Consider the following 9,169-nt stretch of genomic DNA (forward strand, 5'->3'; position numbering starts at 1 on the left):
CCCCAGGGGCGCGGGGAACTGCGCGAGCAACCCAGCACGGCCTGCAGATGACAGCGGACCCAAGGGGCGCGGGGAACTGCGCGACCGGCCCACCACCGGCCCGCAGGTGAGAGCGGACCCAGGGGCGCGGGGAACTGCGCGACCAGCCCCCACCGGCCCGCAGGTGAGAGCGGCCCTAGGGGCGCGGGGAACTGCGCGAGCAACCCAGCACGGCCTGCAGATGACAGCGGACCCAAGGGGCGCGGGGAACTGCGCGAGCAAGAGGCGGCCCCGCCCCCTCCCGGCCCCCGGAGGGTTTAGGGAAGGGGCGGGGTGGGGGCTACCCCCGCAATTCCTCCCCCACCAGCTCCGCAATCTGCACCGCGTTCAACGCCGCCCCCTTACGAAGGTTGTCGTTGGACAGGAACAGCGCGAGACCGTTCTCCACGGTCTCGTCCACCCGGATCCGCCCCACATACGACGCGTCCTTCCCCGCGGCCTGCAACGGCGTCGGAATCTCCGAGAGCTCCACCCCGGGCGCCGAGCCGAGCAGCTCGTACGCCCGCTCCACCCCGATCGGCCGCTCGAAGCGCGCGTTCACCTGGAGCGAGTGCCCGGAGAAGACCGGCACCCGGACGCACGTGCCGGAGACCTTCAGCTCCGGGATGCCCAGGATCTTGCGGGACTCGTTGCGGAGCTTCTGCTCCTCGTCCGTCTCGAACGAGCCGTCGTCCACGATCGACCCCGCCAGCGGCAGCACGTTGAAGGCGATCGGCCGCTTGTAGACACCGGGCTCGGGGAACCTCACCGACTCCCCGTCGAAGGCCAGCTGGTCCGCCGTCTCGGCCACCGCGCACGCCTGCGTGTGCAGCTCCGCCACGCCCGCGAGGCCCGAGCCCGACACCGCCTGGTAAGTGGTGGCGACCATCGCGGTCAGCCCGGCCTCCTCGTGGAGGGGGCGCAGCACCGGCATCGCGGCCATCGTGGTGCAGTTCGGGTTGGCGATGATCCCCTTGGGGCGGTTCTTGATCGCCTCGGGGTTCACCTCGGACACCACCAGCGGCACCTCGGGGTCACGCCGCCAGGCGGAGGAGTTGTCGATCACGACGGCGCCCTGTCCGGCCACCTTCTCCGCCAGCGCGCGCGAGGTCGCCCCGCCCGCCGAGAAGAGCACGATGTCCAGGCCCGTGTAGTCGGCCGTGGACGCGTCCTCGACGGTGATCTCCCGGCCCTCCCACGTGAGGGTGGAGCCCGCGGACCGCGCGGAGGCGAACAGGCGCAGCTCGTCGACCGGGAACTTCCGCTCGGCGAGGATGCTCCGCATGACTCCGCCGACCTGTCCGGTGGCTCCGACGATTCCGACCCTCACAGTGACTCCTTCGGTACGCGCGGGGACGCGCATGTACGGCACGGGCGCTTCCATCATGCGTCGGCGCCCGGCGGACTTGTCCAATCCATTGTCCGGGGTGTGGGACGGCCCGGACGGTGTCAGCGGGAGACCCCTTCCCTCTTGTGACGAGTTCATGGCGGCTCTGTTGCATCCGCCCCGGAATACGCCCGCACGGCCCTTTCGCTGGTTACGGTCCTGCCGTCCGGTCGATAAACGATCATCGGAAACCGTATTCCGGAGGAGCCCCCGTGCGCGCATCCCGCCGCAGCAGAGTCATAGCGGTCCTGGCCGCAGCCCCCGTACTCCTGGCCGCGGCCGGTCCCGCCGCCGCCCACCCGCACGCGGGGAAGGACCCGCACCGGCAGGCCGAGCGGCTCGCCAGGAAGCTGGTCGCGCGGACGTCGGGGGAGAGCGCCTACCGCCATCTGGAGGAGTTCCAGAGGATCGCCGACGCCCACGGCGGCAACCGCGCCGCGGGCACCCCCGGCTTCGACGCGTCGGCCGCGTACGTCTACGGCGAGCTCAAGAAGGCCGGGTACGACGTCGCGTACCAGGACTTCGACATCCACGAGTCGAAAACCCTGCGCGAGAAGCTCACCGTCGGCGCGCCCGGGCCGCGCGAGCTGAAGACCACCGCCTTCGACTTCAGCAGGGCGACCCCGGCCGGCGGTCTCACCGCGCAGGTCAAGGCGGCCCGTGTCGACGCCACCCCGGGCTGCGAACCCGCCGACTACGCGTCGGACACCTTCACCGGCAGGATCGCCCTGGTCAAGCGCGGCAGCTGCACCTTCCAGCAGAAGGAGGCCGTCGCGGCCCGGGCGGGCGCGGCGGGGATCATCCTCTACAACCACTCCGGTGACGCCCCCGTCCACGGCACCGTCGGCGACCCGGCCGAGGCGCACATCCCGGCCGTGGGCATCTCACTCGCCGACGGGGAGGCGCTGGCGGCCCAGGTCGCCAGGGGAGAAGTCACCGTCACCCTGGACGTCGCCACCGAGGCGGTCGCCCACAGGACCCGCAACGTCGTCGCGCAGACCAGGACCGGCGACCCGGACCACGTGGTCGCCCTCGGCAGCCATCTGGACTCGGTGAAGGCCGGCCCCGGCATCAACGACAACGGCTCCGGCTCGGCCGGTCTCCTGGAGGTGGCGCTCAGGCTCGCCGAGGAGACCAAGCAGACCCGCAAACACCCCAAGCCCCTCGCCAACAAGGTGCGCTTCGCCTGGTGGTCGGGCGAGGAGCTGGGCCTGCTGGGGTCCGAGCACTACGTCAAGTCCCTGACGCGGACGCAGAAGCAGCAGATCAAGCTGTACCTGAACTTCGACATGATCGCCTCACCCAACCCGGCCGAGCTGGTCTACGACGGCGACGACTCCGACCGCACCGGCGCGGGCGCGGGCCCGGCCGGTTCCGCCCAGATCGAGCGGCTCATCAACGGCTACCTCGACACCGCGCGCGTCCCGCACTGGGGCACCGACTTCGACGGCCGCTCCGACTACGGCCCGTTCATCGAGCAGGGCATCCCGGCCGGCGGCACCTTCACCGGCGCCGAGGGCCTCAAGACCGAGGAGCAGGCGGCCGGGGCGGGCGGCGCGGCGGGCAAGCCGTACGACGCCGACTACCACGCGGCCGGTGACACCCTGAAGAACATCGACCGCAGGTACTTCGACCTCAACATCGACGTCATCGCCCACGCGGTCGGCACCTACGCCCAGGATCTGAGCTCCCTCAAGGGATGAGCCGCGGGCCGGGAGGACAGAGGAAGGGGCCCGGCGTTCTTCCCGAACGCCGGGCCCCTCCCGTCACCGCTCACTCAACCGTTACGGCGTGACCTTCTCGATCACGACGCTGCCGGTGCCCGCGGCCGTGCCGTGCGCGTTCACCAGCTTGACCTCGCCGAAGAACTGGCGTCCCTCGGGAGCCGCGCCGGCCACCACGACCTGCGCGCCGACGGTCGCCGTGGCGCCGTTGGCCAGCTTGACCGCCTTCGACTCGTCGACCTTGACGGTGCCGAGCGACGGCGCGTAGTACACGTCGCGGTAGTTGTACGTGGTCGTACCGGACGGGACCGCGTAACCCGCGACCTGGATCGTGTACGTACCGGCGGCCGGCTTCAGCAGGCTGACGGCCTCCTCGGAGTCGCCGTCCGCGGACGAGCCGACCTGCACGCCGTCCTTGAGGACCGCGAGGTCCAGGTCGGCCGCGGTGTCCGAGACGCCGCCGATGGCGACGTCGAGGCGCTCCACGCCCTCGCCGATGGTCAGCGTGCTCGTCTGGACCTCACCGGCCTTGATGGTCGGCCTGGCCACCTTCGCGGAGCCGAGCGAGCCGCCCTTGAGCTTGCCGTCGATGGCCGCGAACCCGTTGGTGACCTTCCACTCGACCGGGGCCGAGGCGCCGATCTTCGCCTCCGGCACGGTCTTCACCGCCGGGTCGAAGGCGGCACCGAGCACCGCCACGTCCAGCTTGTACGGGTTGTCGAGGTACGGCGACGTCCGGCGCGACTCGACCTCGATCTCCCACACACCGGCCTGCGGGTCCGCGTAGGAGCGCAGGTCGGGGCGGCAGGTGTTGGCCGGGTTGTCGTAGTTGGGGTAGCAGTTGGGCGTCCCGGTGTCGTCGACCGGCACACCGTAGGGGTGGATCGCGATGAACCGGGTCTGGCTGCCCGAGCGCAGCGCGCCCATGGAGACCTCAAGGGCCTTGGCGCCCGCCGGGACGGTCACGAAGTACGACTTGGTGCTGTTGCGCTGCACCGAGGACGAGTCCGTGAAGGTGTACCCCGAGTTCCCGGCCTGCGCCAGCGGCTTGGAGACGATCACGGTGGCGAGGATCTGCTGGTCCACACCCTCGGTCCGCTTGTCGTCGACCTCCAGGATGGCGCTGTGCACGCCCGCCGACTTCGGCTGCGCCTGCACCTTGACGGTGACCGGCGTGTTCAGCTCCAGCGCGATCTGGTCCTTGCCGAGGATCTTGAAGGTGCCGTCGTTGTTCCTGAACGACAACTTGTGCTTCACGGCCTTGTCCGGGCCCGTGGTGCGGGTGACGGTGACGTCGTACGTCCGCTTCTCGCCCGTCTTGAGGCCGCCCTCGCGGTCGTAGACGCCGGTGCCGAAGCCCGGCGTCTTCAGCGCGGAGTCGAGCGCGGTCCGCACCGGCGCCTTGACGGTGTACTCGTGGGCCGTCGCACCGTCCTGGATCGCGTCCCAGGCGTCGACGATGTCGATCAGGCCCGCGCCCTCGGCGTACGCCTGAACGCCCTTGATGTGCTTGGCCGTCGACGTCAGCGCGGTGCGCAGGTCGGCCGGGGCCAGGTCCAGGTGCTTCTGCCTGGCGGCCGACAGCAGCAGGGCCGCGGCGCCCGTCGCCTGCGGCGAGGCCATCGAGGTGCCCTGGAGCATCGAGTAGCCGGCCGGCAGCGAGTAGCCCGACTCCTTGACCGGGGAGCCCGGCAGCCACGTCTGCGTGGTGTTGATCGCGGCGCCCGGCGCCGACAGCGTCGGGGTGAAGCCGCCGTCCTCACGCGGACCGCGCGAGGAGAACGGCATCATGTCGTACTTCTTCGACACGTTGGAGCCGTAGTTGGCGGCCCAGGTCTGCTGCGAGATGCTCGCGCCGACCGAGATGACGTGGTCGGCCAGGCCGGGGTCGCCGATGGTGTTGACGCCCGGGCCCTCGTTGCCGGCCGAGATGACCAGCTGGACGCCGTAGGTGTCGATGAGGCGCTTGTAGAGCTCCGCGCGCGCGTTGCTGCCGTCGTTGAGCGCCGGCAGTCCGCCGATCGACATGTTGACGATGTCGACGTGGCGGTTGGTGACCAGGTCGATCATGCCCTCGGTCAGCGCGATGTTGGTGCAGCCGCCGGACCAGTTGCAGGCCCGCGAGGAGACGATCTTGGCGCCGGGGGCGGCGCCGCTCATCTTGCCGCCGAACAGCCCGTTGGCGGCGGTGATGCCGGCCACGTGGGTGCCGTGCTCGGACTCGATGATGCCGATGTTGACGTAGTCGGAGGTGTGCCCGGCCGCGTCGTACTTCACGTTCTTGCGGATCTCGACGGTGAACGGCATCCGCTCGGCGACGTCGGTGACGGGGTTGTCCGTACCGAAGTAGCCGACCTGGTAGCCGTCCTTGTACGGCTTCATGGCCTCGTCGTCGGTGAAGTCACCGTTGTTGTTGAGGTCCACCCGCACGGTCTGGGCCACCGGGTCGTAGAGCACGCCCCAGGTGTCGGTGGTGTCGCCGTCGCGGTTCACGTCACCCTTGGCGTCGCCGCCCGCGGTGACCTTCTCCGAGAACAGGCTCACGTCGTAGCTGCCCGCGGGGGCCTTCCAGGTGCGGCCCTGGTAGGTGAACTCCGGTCCGGAGACGGCGGTGTTCATCCGGCGCCAGGTGCCGTCGGCGTCGGCGACCGGGTCGGTCGCGGTGACCCAGTCGACGATCTTGCGCTCGCCGGTGGTGGTCTTCTGGAGCGCCGGGTGGCCCAGGTCCACGCCGGAGTCCAGGACGCCGATGGTGATGCCGCGGCCGTCGGCCTTGGGGTGCTGCTTGACGAAGTCGACCGCGCCCGTCTCGAAGGACGGGTTGTACGGGTTCTTCGCGGGCGTGTCCTTGCCCGGCGCCGGGTACGAGCCCGAGAGCGACCGGCGCGGGGCGGCGGCGCCCTTGGCGCTGTCGGCCGACGGGGTCGGGTCGTCCAGCTGGATCTCCTGCTTGAGGTCGATCCCGTGGACGGAGGGCAGCTTGGCAGCGGCCTTCAGGGCGGACTCGGCGGTGCCGGTCGGCAGGGTGGCCCGGACGTAGCCGAGCTTGTCGTCGGTCTTGCCGACGGTCGCGCCGGGCACCGAGTCGAGCTGGTTCGAGACGGCGCCGGTGGCGCCGGGGGCGGTGGCGACCATCACGGTGACGGTCTTCTCGCCCGTGGCCCGGGCCTCGGCGAGCCGCTGCTCGTCGGCGGCGCCGAGCTTGTCGGCCGGGGACTTCGCCGGCGTGGACTTCACCGGGGCGGGAGTGGGATCGGCCGTTTCCGCGGCGAAGACGGGGGCCGCGCCCGCGGTGATGAGCGCGGCCACCAGGCCTGCCGCGGCCACTATTCGGGCCGTGCGTCTAGCGCCGGGTATGGCGCGCGGCGATTCGGAGGTCATCTGCATCCCTAGTGGTCAGAAAGGGTCCGGAATACGGTGCCGGATGACCGCTGAGCATTTCCTATATGACCGTTGTTTGTGGAGAGTTGACCGAGCCCGGAATCGGACATGGCGGGATCCCGCCATACGCCATCGGGGCCGAGACGGGGTGAACCGGGGCGAACCAGCACGCGCGGACACGGGCGCGGTGACGGCACGCCGTCGCACGGTTGCCGCCCGCGGCCGTCGAGCACCGGCCGAGGAGCCCTGAGCGCACGGCTCCCGCGCGCACGGCCCCGCGCACCGGCCCCCGGGCACGGCACCGGCTTCCGTACGGGACCCGGGATTCGGCCGAAACCCGCTCAACCCCGTCCCGCCGGGCAACTCCGCCGCCGGCGGCCGGGTCCTGTCCGCCGACGGCGCCGCCCTGGGCGCCGCGGGCACCAGGAGAGCGCATGCCGGTACGTACGGGCAGGAGAGTCAGGACCGCCGCCCTCGGGATGGCCGTCGCCGCGGGGATCACCGCGACCGTGTGCGTGGCCCCGGCCTCGGCGCGGGACGCGGCGTCCGAACCGTCCCACCGGGCCACCCGGCAGGCGATGGACGCGGCCGTGCGGGACGGGGTGCCGGGGGTGGTCGGGACCGCCCAGGACGGCGGGCGCGTCTGGAACGGGGACGCGGGCGTCGCCGATCTGCGCACCGGCCGCGAGCGGCGCGCCGAGGACCGCTACCGGGTCGGCTCGATCACCAAGTCGTTCGTGGCCACCGTGGTCCTCCAGCTGGAGGCCGAGGGCAGGCTGAGCCTGGACGACACGGTGGACCACTGGCTGCCGGGCGTGGTCCGCGGCAACGGCCACGACGGCACGAAGATCACCCTGCGCATGCTCCTCAACCACACCAGCGGCATCCACAACTACTCCGAGGACGAGGCCTTCGGGCAGCGGGTCTTCAGCACGGACTTCCTGCGCCACCGCTACGACACGTACACCCCGCGGCAGTTGACGGACATCGCGATGCGGCACGCCCCGGACTTCGAGCCGGGCACCTCCTGGCACTACTCCAACACCAACTTCATCCTGGCCGGCATGGTGATCGAGAAGGCCACCGGCCACTCCTACGCCACCGAGATCGAACGCCGCGTCCTGCGCCCCCTCGGCCTGCGCTCCACCTCGCTGCCCGGAACCGACGCCCGGATGCCCGGGCCCAGCGGCCGGGCCTACTCCAAGCTGTCCGAGAAGACGACCGGCACGACGTACGACGTGACCGCGCTCAACCCCTCGATGGGGGGCTCGGCCGGTGAGATGGTGTCGGACTCCGCCGATCTGAACCGCTTCTACCGGGCCCTGATCACCGGCGCACTGCTGCCGCCGCGCCAGCTGAAGGAGATGACCACCACCGTCCCGGTGGGGCCCGAATCCCCGGACAACCGCTACGGGCTTGGTCTGATGACGACCCGGCTGCCCTGCGGCACCGAGGTCTGGGGCCACGACGGCGGCATCCACGGCTCCACGTCGGTGGCGGTCACGACGAAGGACGGGCGCCACTCGCTGGCGTTCAACTTCAACAACGACTGGTCCGGCGACGCCTCGGCGGTCGTACGCGCGGAGTTCTGCGGCACGGCACCGGTGGCCAAGCCCATGAAGTGACCGTGCGGTGCTCCCCCGTTCACTGGGGGAGCACCACCACATACGCGGCGGGCTCCCGGTCCGTCGACGCCATCAGGGCGGTGCGGACCACCGTCGCCTGCTGCTCCATCGACTCGCGCAGCTTCCTCGGCGTGAGGTGGACGACGGTGATCCCCAGCCGCTCCAGCGTCTCGCGCTTGCGGGCGTACTCGCTCCACAGGTCGTCCTCGGCCCCCTCCTCGCGCCGGCGGCCCTGGCGCGGCGCCCGGGTGTCGAGCTCCACCGCGACGGCCTGGTCCGGCCAGTAGGCGTCCACGCCCCCGATGTGCGGCCCGCCCGGCAGCCGCAGGTCCACGTTCCACAGCGGGTCGGGCAGACCGTGGGCGCGCACCATCTCGTAGAGGCGGCCCTCGGCGATGGCCCGGCCCTCGGCGAGCAGCGAGTCCACCGCGTCCACCACATGCGCCCGCGTCAGCAGCCGCGCCCGTGTCAACTCCCGTACCAGGGCCGCCGGTTCGCAGTGGCCGCCGCGTACGGCCTCGGTGAGCAGCCGGCGTACCGCCTGGGCGTCGGTGAGCTCGTCCACCGCGTCCGCCAGCGCCCTCGGCACCGGCGCCACCGGCACCCCGTCCACCGGCTCCGGCACCGGCATCACCGGCGTCCGCACCAGCCGCACCCAGCCGGTCGAGCGCAGCCGCCGGGTGCGCGGCACCAGGACGTCGATCCGGTCGAGGGAGAGCAGCGGGGGAGCGGAGGAGAAGCGGTGCAGGGCGAGCGCGGCGAGACCGGTGACGACCGCGTCGACGGGCGCGGCGTGCGCCTGGCCCTGGGCGGGGACCGCCCTGGCGCGTTCGGGGGCCGGGCGCCCCGCGTAGAGCAGGGCCGCGTGCAGCCGCTCCTCCCCGGTGGGCGGTCCGGGGTGCAACACGTAGACGCCGGGCAGCAGTTGCTGCCAGGGGCCGCCGGGGCGGCACTGGGCGGCGGCGGTGGCGGCCGGGACGCCGTGGGCGCGCAACTGGGCGGCGGAGTAGACGCGGCGCTGCACCTCGGTGAGG

General features: G+C 71.8%; 5 protein-coding genes. 2 read left to right on the forward strand and 3 right to left on the reverse strand.

Translation table 11 applies throughout. The features are described from left to right. Positions 1-319 precede the first annotated feature (319 nt). Positions 320-1,348 carry an aspartate-semialdehyde dehydrogenase gene (locus ACJA3G_RS21960; protein WP_406554730.1) on the reverse strand — a complete coding sequence of 343 codons (1,029 nt, stop codon included), beginning with the start codon at positions 1,346-1,348 and terminating at the stop codon, positions 320-322. Between the two features lie 269 nt (positions 1,349-1,617). Between ACJA3G_RS21960 and ACJA3G_RS21965 the strand changes: the two genes are divergently transcribed. Beyond that, entirely contained in the window at positions 1,618-3,108 is a 1,491-nt protein-coding gene (locus ACJA3G_RS21965) for a M28 family peptidase (protein ID WP_406554731.1), read from the forward strand. An 81-nt stretch (positions 3,109-3,189) separates the two neighbouring features. On the opposite strand, the gene ACJA3G_RS21970 is transcribed toward ACJA3G_RS21965, so the two are convergent. Further along, positions 3,190-6,516, reverse strand: a complete 3,327-nt coding sequence (locus tag ACJA3G_RS21970) for a S8 family serine peptidase (protein WP_406554732.1) — start codon at positions 6,514-6,516, stop codon at positions 3,190-3,192. Positions 6,517-6,944: 428 nt separating this feature from the next. Between ACJA3G_RS21970 and ACJA3G_RS21975 the strand changes: the two genes are divergently transcribed. Beyond that, positions 6,945-8,135, forward strand: a complete 1,191-nt coding sequence (locus tag ACJA3G_RS21975; RefSeq protein WP_406554733.1) for a serine hydrolase domain-containing protein — start codon at positions 6,945-6,947, stop codon at positions 8,133-8,135. A gap of 19 nt (positions 8,136-8,154) precedes the next feature. Here ACJA3G_RS21975 and ACJA3G_RS21980 read toward each other — a convergent pair. Then, positions 8,155-9,169, reverse strand: a 1,015-nt coding sequence (locus ACJA3G_RS21980) for a hypothetical protein (RefSeq protein ID WP_406554734.1), incomplete at its 5' end; no start/stop codon positions are given.

This window comes from Streptomyces sp. YS-3, from assembly GCF_045257485.1.
Classification (GTDB): domain Bacteria; phylum Actinomycetota; class Actinomycetes; order Streptomycetales; family Streptomycetaceae; genus Streptomyces.